This is a genomic window from Clostridium sp. UBA1652 (genome assembly GCF_002320975.1).
Lineage (GTDB): Bacteria > Bacillota > Clostridia > Clostridiales > Clostridiaceae > Clostridium_T > Clostridium_T intestinale.
Map to the genome: position 1 here is coordinate 1 of NZ_DCLI01000015.1, position 20,686 is coordinate 20,686.

General features: G+C 33.5%; 38 protein-coding genes. All 38 read right to left on the bottom strand.

Translation table 11 applies throughout. From position 1 onward, the window contains the following. Window positions 1–56: 56 nt before the first annotated feature. Complete coding sequence (gene rpsI / locus B3N22_RS02130) at window positions 57–449, bottom strand: 30S ribosomal protein S9 (protein WP_073021355.1); 393 nt, start codon at window positions 447–449, stop codon at window positions 57–59. A gap of 25 nt (window positions 450–474) precedes the next feature. Continuing rightward, complete coding sequence (gene rplM / locus B3N22_RS02135; protein WP_021800188.1) at window positions 475–909, bottom strand: 50S ribosomal protein L13; 435 nt, start codon at window positions 907–909, stop codon at window positions 475–477. Window positions 910–1,070: 161 nt separating this feature from the next. Beyond that, on the bottom strand, window positions 1,071–1,805 hold the full coding sequence (gene truA / locus B3N22_RS02140) for a tRNA pseudouridine(38-40) synthase TruA (protein ID WP_286904532.1): 735 nt from the start codon (window positions 1,803–1,805) through the stop codon (window positions 1,071–1,073). 11 nt (window positions 1,806–1,816) lie between these two features. After that, complete coding sequence (locus tag B3N22_RS02145; RefSeq protein ID WP_073021349.1) at window positions 1,817–2,626, bottom strand: energy-coupling factor transporter transmembrane component T family protein; 810 nt, start codon at window positions 2,624–2,626, stop codon at window positions 1,817–1,819. 15 nt (window positions 2,627–2,641) lie between these two features. Next, window positions 2,642–3,496 (bottom strand): energy-coupling factor transporter ATPase, encoded by an 855-nt coding sequence (locus B3N22_RS02150; RefSeq protein WP_286904536.1) that lies wholly within the window; start codon window positions 3,494–3,496, stop codon window positions 2,642–2,644. Further along, window positions 3,481–4,326, bottom strand: a complete 846-nt coding sequence (locus tag B3N22_RS02155; protein ID WP_286904538.1) for an energy-coupling factor transporter ATPase — start codon at window positions 4,324–4,326, stop codon at window positions 3,481–3,483. The genes B3N22_RS02150 and B3N22_RS02155 overlap by 16 nt, the downstream gene beginning before the upstream one ends. A gap of 119 nt (window positions 4,327–4,445) precedes the next feature. Beyond that, the gene (gene rplQ / locus B3N22_RS02160; RefSeq protein ID WP_021800183.1) at window positions 4,446–4,787 is read right to left on the bottom strand and encodes a 50S ribosomal protein L17; all 342 of its coding nucleotides are present in this window, start codon (window positions 4,785–4,787) and stop codon (window positions 4,446–4,448) included. Window positions 4,788–4,799: 12 nt separating this feature from the next. Continuing rightward, window positions 4,800–5,747: a DNA-directed RNA polymerase subunit alpha gene (locus B3N22_RS02165; protein WP_021800182.1), complete on the bottom strand. Its 948-nt coding sequence runs from the start codon at window positions 5,745–5,747 to the stop codon at window positions 4,800–4,802. A 100-nt stretch (window positions 5,748–5,847) separates the two neighbouring features. Continuing rightward, a complete protein-coding gene (gene rpsD, locus B3N22_RS02170; RefSeq protein WP_286904541.1) occupies window positions 5,848–6,468 on the bottom strand; it encodes a 30S ribosomal protein S4 in 621 nt (206 codons plus the stop codon). Window positions 6,469–6,494: 26 nt separating this feature from the next. Beyond that, window positions 6,495–6,890 carry a 30S ribosomal protein S11 gene (gene rpsK, locus B3N22_RS02175; RefSeq protein ID WP_021800180.1) on the bottom strand — a complete coding sequence of 132 codons (396 nt, stop codon included), beginning with the start codon at window positions 6,888–6,890 and terminating at the stop codon, window positions 6,495–6,497. A gap of 15 nt (window positions 6,891–6,905) precedes the next feature. Continuing rightward, window positions 6,906–7,274: a 30S ribosomal protein S13 gene (rpsM, locus tag B3N22_RS02180; protein WP_021800179.1), complete on the bottom strand. Its 369-nt coding sequence runs from the start codon at window positions 7,272–7,274 to the stop codon at window positions 6,906–6,908. Window positions 7,275–7,483: 209 nt separating this feature from the next. Continuing rightward, window positions 7,484–7,597, bottom strand: a complete 114-nt coding sequence (gene rpmJ, locus B3N22_RS02185) for a 50S ribosomal protein L36 (protein ID WP_003448032.1) — start codon at window positions 7,595–7,597, stop codon at window positions 7,484–7,486. Window positions 7,598–7,668: 71 nt separating this feature from the next. Then, entirely contained in the window at window positions 7,669–7,887 is a 219-nt protein-coding gene (infA, locus tag B3N22_RS02190; RefSeq protein WP_021800178.1) for a translation initiation factor IF-1, read from the bottom strand. 7 nt (window positions 7,888–7,894) lie between these two features. Further along, window positions 7,895–8,176 (bottom strand): KOW domain-containing RNA-binding protein, encoded by a 282-nt coding sequence (locus B3N22_RS02195; protein WP_181601617.1) that lies wholly within the window; start codon window positions 8,174–8,176, stop codon window positions 7,895–7,897. An 85-nt stretch (window positions 8,177–8,261) separates the two neighbouring features. Further along, window positions 8,262–9,011, bottom strand: coding sequence for a type I methionyl aminopeptidase (gene map / locus B3N22_RS02200; RefSeq protein ID WP_073021336.1), 750 nt, complete (start codon window positions 9,009–9,011; stop codon window positions 8,262–8,264). A gap of 2 nt (window positions 9,012–9,013) precedes the next feature. Then, window positions 9,014–9,661: an adenylate kinase gene (locus tag B3N22_RS02205; RefSeq protein ID WP_073021333.1), complete on the bottom strand. Its 648-nt coding sequence runs from the start codon at window positions 9,659–9,661 to the stop codon at window positions 9,014–9,016. Window positions 9,662–9,684: 23 nt separating this feature from the next. Then, window positions 9,685–10,965, bottom strand: coding sequence for a preprotein translocase subunit SecY (secY, locus tag B3N22_RS02210; protein ID WP_073021331.1), 1,281 nt, complete (start codon window positions 10,963–10,965; stop codon window positions 9,685–9,687). A 1-nt stretch (window position 10,966) separates the two neighbouring features. Further along, entirely contained in the window at window positions 10,967–11,407 is a 441-nt protein-coding gene (gene rplO, locus B3N22_RS02215) for a 50S ribosomal protein L15 (protein WP_021800173.1), read from the bottom strand. Between the two features lie 20 nt (window positions 11,408–11,427). Then, entirely contained in the window at window positions 11,428–11,607 is a 180-nt protein-coding gene (gene rpmD, locus B3N22_RS02220) for a 50S ribosomal protein L30 (RefSeq protein WP_021800172.1), read from the bottom strand. 13 nt (window positions 11,608–11,620) lie between these two features. Beyond that, window positions 11,621–12,118, bottom strand: coding sequence for a 30S ribosomal protein S5 (rpsE, locus tag B3N22_RS02225; protein ID WP_021800171.1), 498 nt, complete (start codon window positions 12,116–12,118; stop codon window positions 11,621–11,623). A gap of 19 nt (window positions 12,119–12,137) precedes the next feature. Next, a complete protein-coding gene (gene rplR, locus B3N22_RS02230) occupies window positions 12,138–12,500 on the bottom strand; it encodes a 50S ribosomal protein L18 (protein ID WP_021800170.1) in 363 nt (120 codons plus the stop codon). An 18-nt stretch (window positions 12,501–12,518) separates the two neighbouring features. Then, on the bottom strand, window positions 12,519–13,061 hold the full coding sequence (gene rplF / locus B3N22_RS02235) for a 50S ribosomal protein L6 (RefSeq protein WP_021800169.1): 543 nt from the start codon (window positions 13,059–13,061) through the stop codon (window positions 12,519–12,521). Between the two features lie 72 nt (window positions 13,062–13,133). Next, entirely contained in the window at window positions 13,134–13,532 is a 399-nt protein-coding gene (gene rpsH, locus B3N22_RS02240) for a 30S ribosomal protein S8 (protein ID WP_073021328.1), read from the bottom strand. Window positions 13,533–13,563: 31 nt separating this feature from the next. Beyond that, the gene (locus tag B3N22_RS02245; protein ID WP_021800167.1) at window positions 13,564–13,749 is read right to left on the bottom strand and encodes a type Z 30S ribosomal protein S14; all 186 of its coding nucleotides are present in this window, start codon (window positions 13,747–13,749) and stop codon (window positions 13,564–13,566) included. A 15-nt stretch (window positions 13,750–13,764) separates the two neighbouring features. Next, entirely contained in the window at window positions 13,765–14,307 is a 543-nt protein-coding gene (gene rplE, locus B3N22_RS02250) for a 50S ribosomal protein L5 (RefSeq protein WP_073021327.1), read from the bottom strand. A 22-nt stretch (window positions 14,308–14,329) separates the two neighbouring features. Then, entirely contained in the window at window positions 14,330–14,644 is a 315-nt protein-coding gene (rplX, locus tag B3N22_RS02255) for a 50S ribosomal protein L24 (protein ID WP_021800165.1), read from the bottom strand. A 20-nt stretch (window positions 14,645–14,664) separates the two neighbouring features. Further along, on the bottom strand, window positions 14,665–15,033 hold the full coding sequence (rplN, locus tag B3N22_RS02260) for a 50S ribosomal protein L14 (RefSeq protein ID WP_021800164.1): 369 nt from the start codon (window positions 15,031–15,033) through the stop codon (window positions 14,665–14,667). 31 nt (window positions 15,034–15,064) lie between these two features. Continuing rightward, the gene (gene rpsQ, locus B3N22_RS02265; RefSeq protein ID WP_021800163.1) at window positions 15,065–15,319 is read right to left on the bottom strand and encodes a 30S ribosomal protein S17; all 255 of its coding nucleotides are present in this window, start codon (window positions 15,317–15,319) and stop codon (window positions 15,065–15,067) included. Window positions 15,320–15,349: 30 nt separating this feature from the next. Continuing rightward, window positions 15,350–15,562, bottom strand: a complete 213-nt coding sequence (gene rpmC, locus B3N22_RS02270) for a 50S ribosomal protein L29 (protein WP_021800162.1) — start codon at window positions 15,560–15,562, stop codon at window positions 15,350–15,352. Further along, window positions 15,562–15,996, bottom strand: a complete 435-nt coding sequence (gene rplP, locus B3N22_RS02275) for a 50S ribosomal protein L16 (RefSeq protein WP_021800161.1) — start codon at window positions 15,994–15,996, stop codon at window positions 15,562–15,564. The genes rpmC and rplP overlap by 1 nt, the downstream gene beginning before the upstream one ends. A 21-nt stretch (window positions 15,997–16,017) precedes the next feature. Next, the gene (rpsC, locus tag B3N22_RS02280; RefSeq protein ID WP_238905885.1) at window positions 16,018–16,683 is read right to left on the bottom strand and encodes a 30S ribosomal protein S3; all 666 of its coding nucleotides are present in this window, start codon (window positions 16,681–16,683) and stop codon (window positions 16,018–16,020) included. A gap of 18 nt (window positions 16,684–16,701) precedes the next feature. Further along, entirely contained in the window at window positions 16,702–17,037 is a 336-nt protein-coding gene (rplV, locus tag B3N22_RS02285) for a 50S ribosomal protein L22 (protein ID WP_021800159.1), read from the bottom strand. A 23-nt stretch (window positions 17,038–17,060) separates the two neighbouring features. Further along, a complete protein-coding gene (gene rpsS, locus B3N22_RS02290; protein WP_021800158.1) occupies window positions 17,061–17,342 on the bottom strand; it encodes a 30S ribosomal protein S19 in 282 nt (93 codons plus the stop codon). 67 nt (window positions 17,343–17,409) lie between these two features. Beyond that, window positions 17,410–18,243, bottom strand: coding sequence for a 50S ribosomal protein L2 (gene rplB, locus B3N22_RS02295; RefSeq protein ID WP_021800157.1), 834 nt, complete (start codon window positions 18,241–18,243; stop codon window positions 17,410–17,412). A 55-nt stretch (window positions 18,244–18,298) separates the two neighbouring features. Continuing rightward, on the bottom strand, window positions 18,299–18,598 hold the full coding sequence (rplW, locus tag B3N22_RS02300; RefSeq protein ID WP_021800156.1) for a 50S ribosomal protein L23: 300 nt from the start codon (window positions 18,596–18,598) through the stop codon (window positions 18,299–18,301). After that, window positions 18,598–19,218: a 50S ribosomal protein L4 gene (rplD, locus tag B3N22_RS02305; protein WP_021800155.1), complete on the bottom strand. Its 621-nt coding sequence runs from the start codon at window positions 19,216–19,218 to the stop codon at window positions 18,598–18,600. Before rplD ends, rplW begins: the two co-directional genes overlap by 1 nt. 23 nt (window positions 19,219–19,241) lie before the next feature. Further along, window positions 19,242–19,871, bottom strand: coding sequence for a 50S ribosomal protein L3 (gene rplC, locus B3N22_RS02310; RefSeq protein ID WP_021800154.1), 630 nt, complete (start codon window positions 19,869–19,871; stop codon window positions 19,242–19,244). Window positions 19,872–19,958: 87 nt separating this feature from the next. Further along, window positions 19,959–20,267, bottom strand: a complete 309-nt coding sequence (gene rpsJ / locus B3N22_RS02315; protein WP_021800153.1) for a 30S ribosomal protein S10 — start codon at window positions 20,265–20,267, stop codon at window positions 19,959–19,961. Window positions 20,268–20,686 lie beyond the last annotated feature (419 nt).

Genomic DNA, 20,686 nt, shown 5'->3' on the forward strand with positions numbered 1-20,686 from the left:
GAGGTTTTCTAGACAAAAAAAAGAGAGGTAAAACCTCTCTTGTAAAAAGGCAGATACTATCTCTTTGAGAATTGAGGAGCTCTTCTTGCCTTCTTTAAACCATATTTCTTTCTTTCCTTCATTCTTGGGTCTCTAGTTAGGAATCCAGCTTTCTTTAACTCTGGCTTTAAAGCTTCATCAGCTTTTAATAAAGCTCTAGTTATTCCATGTCTGATTGCTCCTGCTTGACCTGTTAAACCACCACCATGAACATTAACTAATACATCAAATTTTTCTTTAGTTGATGTTAAAACTAATGGTTGGTTAACTACAACTCTTAGAGTTTCTAATCCGAAGTAGTTTTCTATTTCTCTCTTATTTACTATAACTTTACCTTCACCTGGTACAAGTCTTACTCTTGCAACTGATTTCTTTCTTCTTCCAGTTCCCATGTATTGAACTTTTGCCATTTTTCTTCCTCCTCCCGAGTCTGTATTAGTACTTTAATTCTAGTACTTCTGGTTGTTGAGCAGCGTGATTATGTTCTTCTCCTCTATAAACCTTAAGTTTCTTTAACATTTGTCTTCCTAATACTCCCTTTGGAAGCATTCTTCTTACAGCTTCTTCAAAAGCAAACTCAGGTTTTTTTTCTAAAACTTCTCTATATGGAGTTTCTTTTAATCCACCTGGATATAAACTATGTTTTCTTAAGAATTTTTGGTCTAATTTCTTACCAGTTAAAACAACTTTCTCAGCATTTATAACTATTACGAAATCTCCACAATCAACATTTGGTGTAAATGTTGGTTTATTTTTTCCTCTTAATATTGAAGCTATTTGGCTAGCAACTCTACCAAGTGGTTTACCAGCAGCATCAACTACATACCATTTTCTTTCAACTTCTTGTGGTTTAGCGATGTATGATTTCATCATTTTCCCTCCCTGAACTACTATTTTAAACATTTATGTCCTAACTTTATGTTTAGATTCCAATACTATGAATCTTATACACAAACTATCATAACAACAAGTAACATTATAATACACGCTTACGGGCGTGTCAATAAATTTAACACTTTTATTTTAACTTTTTAATAAAAAACTTTTTCTAAACATAAACCTGCAGCTGGAGCACACTTCCCAGCATTTTTTCTATCCTTTTTATTAATTATATCTTCTATTTCTGATGGTTCTATTTTACTTCTTCCCACTTGTATTAAAGTACCTACTATTATTCTTACCATATTATAGAGAAAACCATCACCTGATACATAAATTTTTATAACTTCTTCATCTTTTTTTACTTTAATATCCCATATTGTTCTTACCGTTGTCTTTACAGAACCACCTAGAGATCTAAATGCATTAAAATCATGAGTACCTATAAAATATTTAGATGCGTCAGATATCTTATCCACATCTAGCTTCCACTTAAAGTGATATACATAATCTTTACCTATAGCTCTAGGTAATTCAGAATTTAATATAGTATAGCAATAAGTTTTACCTTTAGTATGATATCTCGGATGAAATTCTTCTGAAACCTCTTCTGAACAAAGTACTACTATATCCTTAGGAAGCTTTGTATTAATAGCATCTTTAAATTTTTCAGCTGGTATTTTACTATTGGTTTTAAATGCTACCACATATTCTTTTGCATGCACCCCAGAATCCGTTCTACTACATCCTATTAGCTTTATATCTTCCTTAACTATAGTTTCTACAGCAAGCTGTAATACCGCTTCTACTGTTCTTCCATTTGTTTGCTTCTGCCACCCACAAAAATGAGTACCATCGTATTCAAGCTTAAGCTTAATATTTCTCATTCAGTTTCACCTTATAATAAAACTCTTACACCAATACTTATAACAATTAACATAGCTACTATGAAGTAAGCTAATGTATCTATAGATGTATATTTGAGTTGTTTCATCCTAGTTCTACCATCTCCACCTCTATAGCATCTAGCTTCCATTGCCATCGCTAACTCATCAGCTCTCTTAAATGAACTTATAAATAAAGGAACTAATAATGGTATAAGACTCTTAGCTTTCTGAAATATATTTCCACCATCAAAATCAGCGCCTCTTGCTTTTTGTGCTTTCATAATCTTATCAGTTTCATCTATTAAGGTTGGTATAAATCTTAAAGCAATAGTCATCATCATAGCTACTTCATGTGAACTAATCCCTATTACCCCTAAAGGTTTTAGCAGCCTTTCTAAAGCATCTGTAAGCTCTATAGGTGATGTAGTTAAGGTTAATATAGATGTTCCTATTATTAAGAATAATAGTCTTAATGTCATAAATATAGCTATATTAATTCCCTCTTCATATACTTTTATAAACTTCCAACTAAATAAAAGTGTATCGCTTGTTCCTTTTATCATAAAAATATTCAGTATAGCAGTTATTATTATTAGAGTCATGACAGGTTTAATTCCTTTAAAATAGAACCTAGGAGATACTTTAGAACTAATTATTGCAGATGCTATAAATGCCACTACAAAAATATAACCAATAAATTCATTTATTATAAATAACGACACAATAAATAATATTGCAGATATTATTTTCGTCCTAGGATCCAATTTATGTATGAAGGAATCTCCAGGAACGTATTGCCCAATAGTTATATCTTTTATCATTTTAAAATCCCTCCCCTAGTTCTTCCTTAAAATCTTAATAAGATCTTCCTTAGCTTGGTCAATTGTAAATATATCTTTATCTACTTTAAAACCTTTTTCTATCAATGCTTTTATTAAGTAAGTTACCTGAGGAACTGCTAATCCAACACTCTCTAGTACTTCACTTTCCTTAAATACTTCTTTAGGCTCTCCATCTAATATAATTTCACCTGAATTCATTACTATAACTCTATTAGCAACTTTGGCTACGTCCTCCATACTATGAGATACTAATACTATAGTCATTCCATATTCTTTGTGTAACTTTTGAATCTGTACTAATATCTCATCTCTTCCCTTAGGGTCTAATCCTGCGGTAGGTTCATCTAATATCAAAACCTTAGGTTCCATTGCAACTACACCTGCTATAGCAACTCTACGTTTTTGTCCACCACTTAACTCAAATGGAGATTTATCTTTATAAATCTCATAATCGAGTCCAACCATATTCATGGCCTTGATTACTCTTTTATGTATTTCTTCTTCACCTAATGCTAAGTTCCTAGGCCCAAATGCAATATCTTTTTCTATAGTTTCTTCAAATAATTGATATTCAGGATATTGGAACACTAACCCTACTTTTTTTCTTATTTCACTTAGCTTAGCGCCCTTCGCAGTGATATTAGTTCCATCTACTATTATTTCTCCAGAACTGGCTTCCAATAATCCATTTAGATGTTGGATTAATGTTGACTTACCTGAGCCTGTATGACCAATTAATGCCACAAATTCACCTTGTTCTATATCAACAGATACATTGTTTAGTGCCTTTTTCTCAAAAGGTGTCTTAGGCATATATATATGAGTTAATTTGTTTACTTTAATTGACATAATGCATTCACCATCTCATCTACATTTAATATTTCGGTACTAATATTTATACCTTCTTTTTGAAGTTCATAAGCTAATTCCGTAACCTGAGGAACATCAAGTCCTATTTCCTTCATTGTCTTAACTTTTGAAAACACTTCTCTTGGATTTCCTTCTAGAACAATTTTACCTTGTTCCATAACTATAACTCTATCTCCTTGAGCAGCCTCATCCATATAATGTGTTATAAGCACTATGGTAATTCCTAAGTTTTTATTTATTTCTCTTATGGTATTCATAACTTCTTTTCTACCTGATGGGTCTAACATAGCAGTAGGCTCATCAAATATTATGCACTCTGGTTGCATAGCTAATATCCCAGCTATAGCGATTCTTTGTTTTTGTCCCCCTGACAATAGGTGAGGTGCATGCCTTCTATATTCATACATTCCAACTTTTTTAAGCGCTTCATCTACTCTGGCTCTTATTTCCTTAGACTCGACCCCTAAATTTTCAGAACCAAATGCTACATCTTCCTCAACTATAGTTGCAACTAATTGATTATCTGGATTTTGAAAAACCATTCCTGCAGTTTTTCTAACTTCCCATAAATTATCTTTATCTTTAGTATTCAAACCTTTAACATATATTGCCCCCTCTGTGGGTAATAATAAAGCATTTATATGTTTTGCAATAGTAGATTTTCCTGATCCATTATGACCAAGTACTACTAAAAATTCTCCTCTTTTAACTTCTAGGTTCACACCATTTAATGCGTAATGTTCTTCTCCATTTTCGTGCGAAAAATATTTAAAACTAATATCTTCACATTTAATGATTTTGTCTTCCATGCTATTCGCCCCCTTAGTTATATAATTATTATAAAATCTATAATTGAATATATACTTTATAATAATTATATCTAAGTATGATAAAATGGGGACTAAGTATATACTTAATCCCCTCTATATTATACTAACTCAAGTATAACTACTTCTGCTCCGTCTCCTCTTCTAGGACCAACTTTGAACATTCTAGTGTATCCACCATTTCTCTCAGTATATTTAGGAGCAATTTCTTCAAATAATCTTTTAACTACAGCTTCTTCAGTAACAAAAGATAATACTTGTCTTCTAGCGTGAAGATCTCCTCTTTTAGCTAAAGTAATCATCTTTTCAGCAAGACTTCTTGCTTCTTTTGCTCTTGTATCTGTAGTTTCTATTTTACCATGCTTTAAGAAGCTTGTAACAAGGTTTCTTAGCATAGCTCTTCTTTGGTCTGTTGGACGACCTAACTTACGATATCCTGCCATGATTCTACCTCCTTACTCGTCACTTAGTCTTAAACCTAAGCCTAATTCCTTAAGTTTTCTCTCAACTTCTTCGAGAGATTTTTTACCTAAGTTTCTTACTTTCATCATATCATCCATTGATCTCAATGCAAGCTCTTGAACAGTATTTATACCTGCTCTCTTTAAACAGTTATATGATCTAACTGAAAGATCAAGCTCTTCAATAGTCATCTCAAGGACTTTTTCTTTTTTATCTTCTTCTTTTTCAATCATTATCTCCATGTCATTTGTATTATCTGTAAGTGACATGAAAAGTTTGAAGTGTTCAATTAAAATTTTGGCTGAAAGACTTATAGCTTCATCTATCTTGATTGTTCCATTAGTCCATATTTCTAATGCTAACTTATCATAGTCAGTAATTTGACCTACTCTTGTATTTTCAACTGTAAAGTTTACTCTTTTTACAGGAGTATAGATTGAATCTACTGCTATAGCGCTTAATGGTAATGAATCTGACTTATTTTTATTTTGAGTCACATATCCTCTACCTCTGTTAACAGTAAGCTCCATATATAATCTTCCATTTTCGTCTAAAGTAGCTATATGCATATCTTTATTAACTACTTCAACGTCTCCATCTGTTTTAATATCTGCACCTGTTACTACTCCAGGTCCTTTAGAATCAATGTAAATAACCTTTGGTCCTTCTCCATTCATTCTAAGAGCTAACCCTTTTATATTAAGGATAAGTTCAGTAACATCCTCCTTAACACCAGTAACAGTAGAAAACTCATGTAGTACTCCATCAATTTTAACAGAAGTAGTAGCTACACCAGGTAATGATGAAAGAAGTATTCTTCTTAACGCATTTCCCAGAGTAATTCCATAACCTCTTTCTAATGGTTCAACTACGAATTTCCCATAAGTACCATCTTCACTTTGTTCTATACATTCAATTATTGGTTTTTCTATTTCTAACATGCGCAAAACCCTCCTTTTTATAATGTGGCAACCTTATTATGAGGGCAACTGATTCAATATTTGCAAAGGAGAGTATAACCCCCTCGCAAATAGCATATTATTACTTGCTGTATAACTCAACGATAAGAGTTTCATTGATTGCAGTATCAATGTCTTCTCTTGCTGGTATAGCAATTATTTTACCTTCAAAGTTTTCAGGTGTTGACATTATCCATTTTGGTAATGTTTTTGGATTTTCAGCAAATACTTTGAACTTTTCAGTTCCTCTGCTTTTTTCAGATACAGAGATAACGTCGTTAACACTTACTTTATATGAAGCAATATCAACTTTTTTACCGTTAACTAAGAAATGTCCGTGATTAACTAATTGTCTAGCCTCAGTTCTAGATGCACCGTATCCTAATCTGAATACTGCGTTATCTAGTCTCATTTCTAGTAACATAAGTAGGTTTTCACCTGTTATGCCTCTCATCTTATCTGCTTTTTCATAGTACTTAGAAAATTGTTTTTCAAGTACTCCATAAATTCTTTTAGCTTTTTGCTTTTCTCTTAACTGCATTCCGTAGTTAGAAAGCTTCTTTTTACTAGCTCCATGTTGTCCTGGTGCGTAGCTTCTTCTCACGAAAGCACATTTATCTGTATAGCATCTATCTCCTTTAAGAAATAGCTTAGCGCCTTCTCTTCTGCACAATCTACATGATGCTCCAGTATATCTTGCCATTAATTACACCTCCTATGATGTTTCTACTACACTCTTCTTCTTTTTGGTGGTCTACATCCGTTATGTGGAATTGGAGTAACATCTTTAATTAAAGTTACTTCTAATCCTGCTGCTTGTAAACTTCTTATAGCAGCTTCTCTACCTGATCCTGGACCTTTTACATATACTTCAACACTTTTTAATCCGTGTTCCATAGCTGTTTTAGCCGCTGTTTCAGCTGCCATTTGAGCCGCAAAAGGAGTACTCTTTCTTGACCCTCTAAATCCTAACGCACCAGCTGATGACCATGATAATGCATTACCAACTGCATCAGTTAAAGTTACGATAGAGTTATTGAAAGTTGACTTAATGTGAGCTGCTCCATGTTCAACATTTTTTCTTTCTTTTCTTCTTCTAGTTTTCTTAACTTTTGCTGCTACCATTGTCTTCCCTCCTTACTATTTTTTCTTATTAGCAATAGTTTTCTTTGGACCTTTTCTAGTTCTTGCATTTGTTTTTGTTCTTTGTCCTCTTACTGGAAGACCTCTTCTATGTCTCATTCCTCTATAGCAACCAATTTCTACTAATCTTTTTATGTTAAGTGCTATTTCTCTTCTTAAATCACCTTCAACAACTAAATTCTTGTTGATGAAATTTCTTATAGCGTTAACTTCGTCTTCGTTTAAATCTCTAACTCTTGTGTCTGGATTTACTCCAGTTTCTGCTAATATTTTGTGTACGGTTGATAAACCGATTCCGTATATATAAGTTAGACCTATCTCAACTCTTTTTTCTTTTGGTAGATCTATACCAGCTATTCTAGCCATTAAAACTTACACCTCCTGGTAATTAAATTCCCTTTTCAATGTGGTAAATATATATAAATAAAATCTCAGGTCAATGGAAACACCACTGTCAGCCGCCCTAAAATTTATTTATGCTTAATTAAATGCCTATCTAATGATATTTTAGAATGGAAAAAAAGTCAATAAAATTTGTATTCCATTCTATCAAATTTTTATGGATTTTATTTATTTTAGCCTTGTTTTTGCTTGTGCTTTGGGTTTTCGCAAATAACCATTACTCTACCTTTTCTTCTAATGATTTTGCACTTTTCGCAAATAGGCTTAACTGATGGTCTTACTTTCATCGCTAACCCTCCTTGTATTACTTATAATCTTGAAAAAATATTCGCAAGATATTAATTAGTATTCGATATTACTATTTTGCTCTCCAAGTAATTCTTCCTCTAGTAAGGTCATATTGAGATAATTCAACAGTAACCTTATCTCCTGGCAGAATTCTTATGAAATTCATTCTTAGTTTACCTGAAATATGAGCTAATATTTTATGACCACTTTCTAGTTCAACTTGGAACATAGCATTAGGTAGTGACTCTAAAACTGTTCCTTGCATTTCTATTACATCATCTTTTGACATAAGGTAATCAAACCTCCTTATCAATGCCTTCAAATTTTATAAAATTCTTAATTTTTAAATCTAGATTATCCTCATTATTTAAAATAGAGTTCTTTAGTTCTTCATCTATGATTTCCGTAAAATTCAAGTGCTTTATTTTCTTCTTTTTAGGCATTTCTATCTTTTTTGTACTTCCATTTGCTAAGTAAACATAGTCTTCAGCTATTACGTTCACTATTAAATAGGGATTGTTTTTATCTCTACCAGCTTTTGAAAATACTAACTTTCCAATTAAGTTGCTTTTATTCAACTTATTTCACCTCAATGATTACCCTAGTAATAAATCTACAAATCCCTCTATGGTAATTGTGAATTTATAACTAAGCAACACTTAATTACTTAATTAGTGTTAAAATCTCAGGACCATTTTGTAATATAGCAACAGTGTTTTCATAATGAGCTGACTTCATGCCATCCGCTGTTACAACAGTCCAATCATCATCTAATGTTTTCACTCTCCATGTTCCAATATTAACCATCGGTTCTATAGCGAGTACCATACCTGATGATAATCTCGGACCTCTACCTGGTCTACCAAAATTAGGTACTTCCGGATCTTCATGAACAGCTTTCCCTATTCCATGACCCACATAATCTCTTACAACTGAAAATCCATTTTGTTCAACATAACTTTGGATTTCATAAGATATATCTGTTAATCTATTACCTTCAACAGCTTTTTCTATACCTTTAAAAAAACTTTTTTCAGTAACATCTATAAGCTTTTTAGATATTTCTGATATCTCTCCTACAGGAAAAGTTCTTGCAGCATCACTATGGAATCCATCTAGAAAGACCCCACAATCAATACTTACAATATCTCCATCTTGTAATTTATACGAACTCGGAAATCCATGGACAACCTGTTCATTTATAGAGATACAAAGTGCACTTGGAAAACCATATAATCCTTTAAAGGAGGGCTTTCCTCCCTGCTTAGTTATAAATTCTTCTGCTATTCTATCTAACTCTGCAGTAGTAATACCAGGTTTGACTTTTGATTCTACTAAAAGTAGGGCCTCTGCCAAGGTTCTACCTGCTTTTCTCATTAGGTCGATTTCTTTATCATTTTTTAATATAATCACATTTACTCACTTCCTAATATCTTACAGATACTTTCAAAGACCTCATTGATTGCTTTTGTGCCATCAACAACTGAAAGTAAATCTTTCTCCTTATAGTACTCTATAAGTGGTTGAGTCTGTCTTTCATATACAGCTAATCTTTCTTTAACTGTTTCTTCCGAATCATCTTTTCTTTGAATGATGTCGGATCCACAAACATCACATTTTGATTCAATCTTTGTTGGATTAAATTTAACATGATAACTTGCTCCACATGAAGGGCATACTCTTCTTCCAGTCATTCTTTCTAGTATGAACTCACTAGGAACTTGAATTAATAGAGCAGTATCCAAAGATTCTTTTCTATCATCTAAAAATTCCTCCAGTGCATTAGCTTGATGTACTGTTCTTGGAAATCCATCTAGTAGATAACCCATTCTACAATCTTCTGCTTGTAATCTATCTTTAACCATATTAATAGTTACTTCATCCGGAACTAATTGACCATTGTCAATATATTTCTTTGCCTCAATTCCCAATGGTGTATTTTCAGAAATGTTCTTTCTAAAAATATCCCCAGTTGATATATGAGGTATGGAGTATCTATTACAAATTGATTTTGCTTGTGTTCCTTTTCCTGCCCCTGGCGGACCAAATAAAACAACTTTCACCGACACCATCTCCATTTTGTACTTTATTTAAGGAATCCTTGATAGTGGCGCACAACTAATTGAGACTCAAGAGTTCGCATTACATCTAATGCAACACCAACTAAGATCAATAGTGAAGTTCCTCCAAATGAAATACCCTTAAATTGAGTGTTATTTTCTATTATTATTGGAGTGATCGCTAATATTGCAGCAAATATGCCACCAAAGATTGAAACTTTTGTTAAAATATTTTCTAAATACTTTTCAGTTGGTTTACCTGGTCTAATTCCAGGTATAAAACCTGCTGATTTATTCATATTTTCAGCCATTTCATCTGGCTTAAATGTTATTTGAGTATAAAACCAAGTAAAGAATATTGTCAATACAGCATAAATTACTGGATACATCCAAGTTTTTTCATTAAATACACTGTATGTACTTCCCGTTATCCATTTTGCCCAGTCTTTATCTGGGAAAAGTTGTGCAATAGTCTTAGGAAATTGCATAACTGACATAGCAAATATTATTGCAATAACCGCTGAACCAATTAAACTTAATGGAATATGGGTTGATTGACCTTTAGCTACTCTATTACCAACAGCTTTACTAGCATACTGAACAGTTACTCTTCTTTCTGCTAGTGATAAATATATTACTACTGCTAAAAGTAAAACAACAAAAACTGCAAATAAAGCTATTTGAATTATATCTACCTGATCCATATTCTTTAATGCTGCTATTGATGCTATAGTATTTGGTATTCTTGATACTATGTTAATAAATATTATCAATGATATACCATTTCCTATTCCTTTTACAGTTATTTGATCACCTAACCACATACAGAAAGCTGATCCTACAGTTAAAGTTAGTATAATAAGATATATGAATGCAAAACCTGATTCACGTATACCACCTTGATTATACATTAATACATAAGTACCGTAGGCTGTAATTACACCAAATAAAATCGATGCATATCTTGTTATATTTTGAATCTTCTTACGTCCTTCTTCTCCTTCTTTAGATAATTGCTCTAAAGGTGGAATAGCTATAGTAAGTAATTGCATTATTATTGATGAGTTAATATATGGAACAACTCCTAATGCTAGTATGCTAAATCTACTTAAAGCACCACCAGACATTAAATCATAGAAGCTCCATAAATTATTTCCAGATTCAGTAAGAGTTTTAAGATACTCAGTATCAATTCCAGGAACAGGAATATGACTTCCCATCCTGTAAATTGCAACAAATAAAACTGTCCATAATAACTTTTTTCTTAAATCTGGAACCTTCCAGGCATTACGTAGGGTTGATAGCATATTAGATCACCTCAACTTTTCCTCCAGCTGCTTCTATCTTTTCTATTGCAGACTTAGAGAATTTACATCCTTTTACAGTTAGGCTCTTTTCTAAGTTTCCATTTCCTAATATCTTAACTCCGTCTCTGATTTTACTTATTACTCTAGTTTCAAGTAAAACTTCTGGAGTGATTTCAGTTCCATTTTCAAATATATTTAATCTATCAACATTTATAGAAATGTATTCTTTAGCAAATATATTAGTAAAACCTCTTTTGGGAAGTCTTCTATATAGTGGCATTTGACCTCCTTCAAATCCAGGTCTTACTCCACCACCAGTTCTAGAATTTTGTCCCTTTTCACCTTTACCAGCATTTCTTCCTAATCCTGATCCAGTACCTCTACCGACTCTTTTAGGAGCTTTTTTGCTTCCTGCTGCTGGTTTTAACTCATGAAGTTTCATGCTACTTACACCTCCTCGTTTTAAACTTCTTCAACTTTTAATAAGTAGCTTACTTTGTTTATCATACCGTTGATTTGAGGATTAACCTCATGTTCTACTGATTTACCTATTTTCTTTAGTCCAAGGGCATTTGCAGTAGCGATATGATCTTTTTTTCTACCGATTAAGCTCTTAACTAATGTTACTTTTAGTTTAGCCATAGCAATTCCCCTCCTAACCTAGTATTTCTTCAACAGATTTGCCTCTTAATTTTGCAATATCTTCTGCAGTTCTTAAGCTTGCTAATCCATTAATTGTAGCGTTAACCATGTTTCTTGGGTTATTAGAACCTAATGACTTAGCTCTAACATCTTTTAGTCCTGCTAATTCAAGAACAGCTCTAGCTGGACCTCCAGCGATAACTCCTGTACCTTCTGTAGCTGGCATTATTAAAACATTACCAGTACCGAATTTTCCATATATTTGATGTGGAACAGTTGTTCCAACCATAGCAACTTCTACTAAATTTTTCTTTGCGTCTTCAATTCCTTTTCTGATTGCTTCAGGTATTTCAACTGATTTTCCCATTCCAACGCCTACGTGTCCGTTTTCGTCACCTACAACGACTAAAGCGCTGAATCTGAAGTTTCTACCACCCTTAACAACCTTAGTTACTCTGTTTATGAAAACAACCTTTTCTTTAAGGTCTAGTGTGCTAGGATCGATTCTCATTTATTTCCCTCCTTGTTTTTTAGAATTTAAGGCCTGCTTCTCTTGCACCTTCAGCTAACTCTTGAATTCTTCCATGGTATATGTATCCACCTCTGTCAAATACCACATCTGAAATTCCTTTTTCAATAGCTTTCTTTGCAACTGCAGTTCCAACTATTCTAGCAGCTTCTTTGTTGCTTCCTGCTTTTCCATCGAAGTCTTTATCTAAACTTGAAGCAGCAACAAGTGTTACAGCGTTAACATCATCTATGATTTGAGCATATATATTTTTATCACTTCTGAAAACACATAATCTTGGTCTTTCAGGAGTCCCAAATATTTTCTTACGAACTCTTAGGTGACGTTTCTCTCTTGATTGTTTTCTGTCTACCTTTTTGAACATAAGTCTCACTCCTTTCTATTATTTCTTACCAGTTTTACCTTCTTTACGTCTAATAACTTCATTAGAGTACTTAATACCTTTGCCTTTATATGGCTCTGGCTCTCTCCATGATCTAATGTCAGCAGCAGCAGCCCCAACTTTTTCTTTGTCTATACCTTCAACTATAACCTTAGTAGTTCCATCAGTTTTGAAAGTAACCCCTGTAATTGGTTCTATTTCTACTGGATGAGAATATCCAAGATTCATAACTAATTTTGTTCCTTGAATTTGAGCTCTATAACCTACGCCTACTAGTTCAAGAGTCTTTGCATACCCTTGAGAAACTCCAGTAACCATATTATTTATAAGTGCTCTTGTTAATCCGTGAAGAGCTCTATGATCTTTGTTGTCGCTTGGTCTTGTTACAACAACTTGATTGTCTTCAACTGCTATTTTTATGTCTTTGTGCATAGTTTTTACTAACTCACCTTTAGCTCCTTTTACAGTAACAACGTTCTCTGGTGTTACTGTAACAGTAGTTCCAGCAGGAATAGCTATTGGTAATCTACCTACTCTTGACATAATTGCACCTCCTGTATTCCATTTTAGAACATTTCTATATTAAAACTTTATAGATATTTTTCAATCTGAAAATTACCATACGTAGCAGATAACTTCTCCGCCTAAACCTTGGTTTCTAGCTTCTCTATCTACTATAACTCCTTTAGAAGTTGATATAACAGCAACTCCTAAACCATTAAGTACTTTAGGTACTTCATCTTTTTTACAGTAAACTCTTAATCCTGGTTTAGATATTCTCTTAAGACCAGTTATTACTCTTTCCTTATTAGCACCGTATTTAAGCGCTATTCTTAACATAGGTACTACACCGTCGTTATATTCTTCTATTTCTTTAACATAACCTTCTTGTAGTAATATATTAGCTAAAGCCTTCTTTACATTTGAAGAAGGAATCTCTACTGTTTCGTGTCTTACAGCATTTGCATTTCTTATACGTGTTAGCAAATCTGCAATTGGATCTGTCATAACCATTGAATTGTGCCTCCTTTCACTACATTAGATATTACCAGCTTGCCTTTTTGCATCCAGGAATTTGACCCTTATAAGCAAGTTCTCTGAAGCAAATTCTGCAGATACCAAATTTCTTTAGCACCGCATGTGGTCTTCCACATATTCTGCATCTAGTGTACGCTCTTGTTGAATATTTAGGTTCTTTTTTCCACTTTTCGATCATTGCTTTACGTGCCACGATATCCCCTCCTTATTATTGAGCGAATGGCATACCAAGAAATCTTAACAATTCTCTTGCTTCTTCGTCAGTATTTGCACTTGTAACGAAGATAATATCCATCCCTCTAACTTTATCAATTTTGTCATACTCGATTTCTGGGAATATTAATTGTTCTTTAATTCCTAAAGCGTAGTTTCCTCTGCCATCAAAAGAATTAGCAGAAACTCCTCTAAAGTCTCTAACTCTAGGAAGTGCTGTAGACATTAATCTATCTGCAAATTCAAACATTTTTGCTCTTCTTAATGTTACTTTGCAACCTAAAGGCATATTTTCTCTTATTTTAAAGTTCGCAACTGATTTCTTTGATCTAGTTAAGATTGGCTTTTGTCCTGAAATCAATGTTAAATCATTAACTGCTGATTCTAAAACCTTTTGGTTTTCTTTAGCCTCTCCAACTCCCATATTTATTACGATTTTTTCAAGCTTTGGTACTTCCATGACGTTCTTATATCCGAACTTCTCGATCATCGCTTGAACTACTTCTTTTTCATATTTTTCATGTAGTCTAGGTACCATTTAAAGAACCCTCCTTTCAGATCTAGAATGTTTCTCCACACTTCTTACATACTCTTACCTTAGAACCATCTTCTAAGATTTTGTTTGCTATTCTTGTAGCATTTTTGCATTTAGTACAGTATAACATTACTTTTGAGCTGTATATTGCAGCTTCCTTTTTGATTATACCACCTTGCATATTTTCTTTGTTTGGTTTTTGGTGCTTACTTACTATATTAACGCCTTTAACGATAACTTTACCGCTCTTAGGTATTACTTTTAAAACTTCGCCAGTTTTTCCTGAATCTTGTCCTGATATAACTATAACTGTGTCGTTCTTTCTTACGTGTACCTTCACCTTAGCCACCTCCTACTCTATTATAGAACTTCTGGTGCTAATGATAATATTTTATTAAATTCTTTATCTCTTAGCTCCCTAGCAACTGGTCCGAAGATACGAGTTCCTCTTGGTTGCTTATCATCTTTTATAATAACAGCTGCATTCTCGTCAAATTTTATATATGACCCATCAGCTCTTCTTAATCCTCTTACTGATCTTACTATAACTGCTTTTACAACGTCACCCTTTTTAACAACTCCACCTGGTGTTGCACTTTTAACTGAAGCAACGATTATATCTCCAATATTTCCGTACTTTCTCTTGGATCCACCTAAAACTCTGATACACATAATTTCTTTCGCACCAGAATTGTCTCCAACTTTTAGTAAGGTTTGTTGTTGTATCATATAATTAACCTCCTTTCAATCTTACGAAAGACTACTTCGCTCTCTCGATGATCTCAACTAGTCTCCATCTCTTATCTTTTGATAATGGTCTAGTTTCCATTATTAATACTCTATCATTTAATTTAGCTTCATTATTTTCATCATGAGCTTTAAATTTAGTAGTTCTGTTAACAGTTTTTCCGTATAATGGGTGTCTAACCTTAGTCTCAACAGCAACTACAATTGTCTTATCCATTTTATCTGAAACGACTCTACCAATTCTCTTTTTTCTTAATCCTCTTTCCACTGGGACTTACCTCCTTTCAGCCTATCGAAATTACTGCTCAATCGCCTTTAATTCTTCTTCTCTGATGATAGTCTTAATTTGGGCAATTGATTTCTTAACTTCTCTAATTCTCATTGGGTTTTCTAACTGTCCTGTAGCTAATTGGAATCTTAAGTTGAATAATTCAGCCTTAAGGTCACCTAACTTAACCTTTAAATCTTGAGGATTGCTTGATCTTAACTCTTTTAAATCATTAGCCTTCATTATTCTTCACCACCCATTTCCTCAAAATCTCTTCTTGTAACGAACTTACTCTTTACAGGAAGTTTATGCTGAGCAAGTCTCATTGCTTCTCTAGCAACTTCTTCTTGAACTCCTGATAGTTCGAACAATACTCTGCCTGGCTTAACAACCGCTACCCAATACTCTGGTGATCCTTTACCGGAACCCATTCTTGTTTCAGCTGGTTTTTCAGTAACTGGCTTATCTGGGAAAATCTTTATCCAAAGTTTTCCTCCTCTTCTAATGTATCTATTAATTGCGATTCTGGCAGACTCTATTTGATTGCTTGTTATCCATCCGCAAGATGTAGCTTGAATACCGAAATCTCCATATGCAAGGAAATTACCTCTAGTAGCTTTTCCTTTCATTCTACCACGTTGTACCTTACGATGTTTTACTCTTTTAGGCATTAACATGACGTATTCCTCCTTTCCTTATTACGCGTTAATTTCTTCCTTTTCCACTTTCTTAGTTGGAAGAATTTCTCCGTTGTATACCCACACTTTAACTCCAATTTTTCCATATGTTGTATCTGCTTCAGCAAATCCATAATCTATATCAGCTCTTAAAGTTTGTAGTGGTATAGTTCCTTCATGATAGTGCTCTGTTCTTGCGATTTCAGCTCCGCCTAATCTACCTGAACATGCAATCTTAACTCCCTTAACACTTGATCTCATAGCTCTTTGAATTGTTTGTTTCATAGCTCTTCTAAAAGATATTCTCTTTTCTAATTGAGCTGCTACATTCTCAGCCATTAATTGTGCTTCAACTTCAGAGTTTTTAATTTCTACTATATTTATTAGTATATTTTTTTCAGTAACGAATTTTTCTAAATCTTTTTTTAATGCTTCTATTCCTGATCCGCCTCTACCAATAACAACACCTGGTTTAGCAGTAGATATATTTAGCTTAACTCTATTAGTATATCTTTCGATTTCAATCTTTGATATACCAGCTGAGTATAGTTTCTTCTTTACAAATTCTCTTATTTGGTTATCTTCAACAAGGTTATCTGCAAAATTCTTTTTATTAGCATACCATTTTGCGTCCCAACCTTTGATTACACCAACTCTAAGTCCATGAGGATGTACTTTTTGACCCAATCTATTTCCCTCCTTCTACTATGCTCTTTCTTTAACTACTACAGTTATGTGGCTAGTTCTTTTATTAATTCTGAACGCTCTACCTTGAGCATGTGGTCTAAATCTCTTTAATGTAGGACCTTGACCTACGTGAGCTTCTGCAACATATAATTTACTTAAATCTAAGTTTAAATTATTCTCTGCATTAGCAACAGCTGATTTCAACACTTTGTTTATAACAACTGCAGCGTCTTTTGGAGTATATTGTAATATTGCGAAAGCTTCATTAACATTCTTTCCTCTTATTAAGTTAAGAACTACTCCTACTTTCAAAGGAGACATTCTTATATACTTAGCTATAGCTCTAGCTTCCATTGATGATCCTCCTTTCTAGGCTACTACTTTCTCTTTGATGACTTTTCTGTGTTCACGTGACCTTTATAAGTTCTAGTTAAAGCGAATTCTCCTAGTTTGTGTCCAACCATATCTTCTGATACATAAACTGGAACATGTTTTCTTCCATCATGTACAGCTATAGTGTGACCAATCATTTGTGGAAATATTGTTGAAGTTCTTGACCATGTCTTTACTACTTTCTTATCTCCACTTGCATTCATTTCTTCTATTTTCTTTAAAAGACTATCTTTTATAAAAGGTCCCTTTTTAATTGATCTACTCACTTGAAATCCTCCCTTCATTAACCTTTATGCTTGCAGACTATGAAGAGAAATATATATTCTCTTCATACTATTTGCTATTTCTTCTCTTGATGATGAATCTATCTGAGTACTTCTTGTGTTTTCTTGTTTTGTATCCAAGTGCTGGTTTACCCCATGGAGTAACTGGACTTGGTCTACCAACTGGTGATTTACCTTCACCACCACCGTGTGGATGGTCATTAGGGTTCATGACAGATCCTCTTACTGTAGGTCTCCATCCCATGTGTCTCTTTCTACCAGCTTTTCCTAAATTAACTATATTATTAGTTGTATTTGATACTGTACCGATAGTAGCTCTACACTCTATTCTAACGTATCTCATTTCACCTGAAGGTAATCTAAGTGTTGCATAGTTTCCTTCTTTAGCCATTAACTGAGCTGAAGCTCCTGCTGATCTAACTAATTGACCACCTTTACCTGCTTGTAATTCTATATTGTGTACAATTGTACCAACTGGCATATCCTTTAGAGCAAGTGTGTTACCTGGCTTGATATCAGAGTTAGGTCCTGATACTACTACATCTCCAACTTTTAATCCAACTGGAGCTAATATGTATCTCTTCTCCCCATCAGCGTATACAACTAATGCTATATAAGCTGTTCTGTTTGGATCGTATTCTATAGTTGCAACTTTTGCAGGAATACCATCCTTATTTCTTTTAAAATCTATTATTCTATATTTTCTCTTAGCGCCACCACCATGGTGTCTTACAGTTATTTTACCTTGAGCATTTCTACCACCAGTCTTAGTTAAAGATACAAGAAGTGATTTCTCAGGTACATTTGTTGTTATTTCATCAAATGTTGACATAGTCATCTCTCTTCTTGATGGGGTAGTAGGGTTAAACTTCTTAACTGCCATTTAAAATTCCCTCCTTACTGTAGCTTCTCTGACTTCTAGCCAATAATACGCTTTGTTATTGTAGCATTCCTTCGAAGAATTCTATTCCTTTGCTATCTTCTGTCAACTTAATAGTTGCCTTCTTATAGCTAGCTCTCTTTCCTACGTGAACGCCAACTCTTTTAGTTTTTCCTTCAATATTCATAGTATTGACATCTTCAACTTTTACGCCAAAAACTTCTTCAATAGCTCTTTTTATTTGAACTTTGTTTGCTGATGTATGAACTATGAAGGTGTATTTTCTATCTGCCATTTCTGCCATACTTTTTTCTGTTATAACAGGTTTTCTTATAATATCATGGCTAGTTAATTTCATTATGCGTACACCTCCTCAATCTTAGTTACAGCATCCTTAGTAATTAATACTTTTTCATACTTTAACAAGTCATAAACATTTATATTGTTAACTGGTAAAACAGCTACACCTTGAATGTTTCTTGCTGATTTATAAACATTTTCGTTTGATTCAGCAGTTACTATTAAAGTTTTCTTAGCTTCGAATGCTTTTAAAATATTAACAACATCTTTAGTCTTTGGAGCTGCTAATTCTAAGCTTTCTAAAACTATTAATTCATTTTCAGCTACCTTACTTGATAATGCTGATTTCATAGCAACTCTTCTCATAGTTTTTGGAACTGAAACTTTATAGTCTCTTGGTTTTGGTGCAAATACAACTCCACCATGTATCCATTGTGGTGCTCTTATAGAACCTTGTCTTGCTCTACCAGTTCCTTTTTGTCTCCAAGGCTTAATTCCGCCTCCTCTTACTTCAGCTCTTGTTTTAGCTGATTGTGTTCCTTGTCTTTTGTTAGCTAATAGTGCAACAACTACTTGATGAAGTGCTGCTTCATTAATTTCAACTCCGAACACATTTTCATTTAGTTGAAAATCTCCAACTTTTTGACCTTCTTTATTGAACAATCCTACTGTAGGCATCCTGCTTCCTCCTTTCTAGTGAATTAAGCTTTAACAGCGTTTCTTATAACTACTGTTGCTTTGTTTGGACCTGGGATACCACCCTTTATTAATATTAGGTTCTTTTCAGGCATTATTTTAACTACTTCTAAATTTAATACAGTAGTTTTTTCTGCTCCCATATGTCCTGGCATTCTTTTGTTTTTGAAAGTTCTTGATGGATCAGATGACGCTCCCATTGAACCTACTGCTCTATGGAACTTAGATCCATGTGACATAGGTCCTCTGCTTGCATTCCATCTTTTTATTGTTCCTTGGAATCCCTTACCTTTAGAAACCCCAGAAACATCCACTTTATCTCCAGCTTCAAATATGTCAACCTTTATTTCTTGACCTATTTCGTAGCTGCTAATGTCTTCTAATCTGAACTCTTTTAAAGTTCTCTTTAAAGCTACATTGGCTTTTGCGAAATGTCCTTTTCTAGGTTTATTAACTAACTTTTCTCTTATATCACCGAATCCAACTTGAATAGCTTCATATCCATCTTTTTCAGTTGTTTTCTTTTGTACCACTACACATGGACCAGCTTCTACAACTGTTACTGGAACTACTTTGCCATTAGCATCGAAAATTTGTGTCATACCTATTTTCTTTCCGATTATAGCTTTTTTCATTTACTACACCTCCTAAACATATTAGCGGATTACATCTGCAATCATAATAGTCTATTAATTTAAATTATTAATTTTTTATTAAATCTTCTATAGTTTTATTTCTATATCAACACCAGCTGGAAGATTCAATCTCATTAATGCATCAACAGTTTTTGGTGATGGATTAACTATATCAATTAGTCTCTTGTGAGTTCTTATTTCGAACTGTTCTCTAGAATCTTTGTACTTATGAACAGCTCTTAATACTGTAATCACATCTTTTTCAGTTGGTAGTGGTATTGGACCTGCTACCTTAGCTCCTGTAGCTTTTGCAGTTTCAACAATTTTTTCAGCTGATTGATCTAATATTGTGTGATCAAACGCTTTTAATCTTATTCTGATTTTTTGTTTTGACATCTTATTCCCTCCTTTTCATGTACGCTTTACTTCTAACGCACACCAGCTGTATTAATGTAAACTGTTCCAGGTGTATCCAACCTTTAAACACAAACAAACACAACTGTCGTCGAATTCTAGATTCTAACGTGCTCAACAAGAATTACCCGGAAGTCCGGCAACCTCTTGAATCATCGCTGTATGCTTTGCAACTTCTTTATTATACTATATAACTATTTCCTTAGCAAGTTTTTTTTAACTTAATTTTTATCTATTTATCTTTTTAAATTCTAACCCATATTCTATTATTTTATAAGTGTTAATAATCTTTTTTATAAAAAAAGTAATAGGGCGTCCCCTATTACCTTTTTTTGTGATATCACTGTTTTTTAGCGCTATTTATATCTTTTTTTAAAAACTATTTAACTATAGTAGTAACA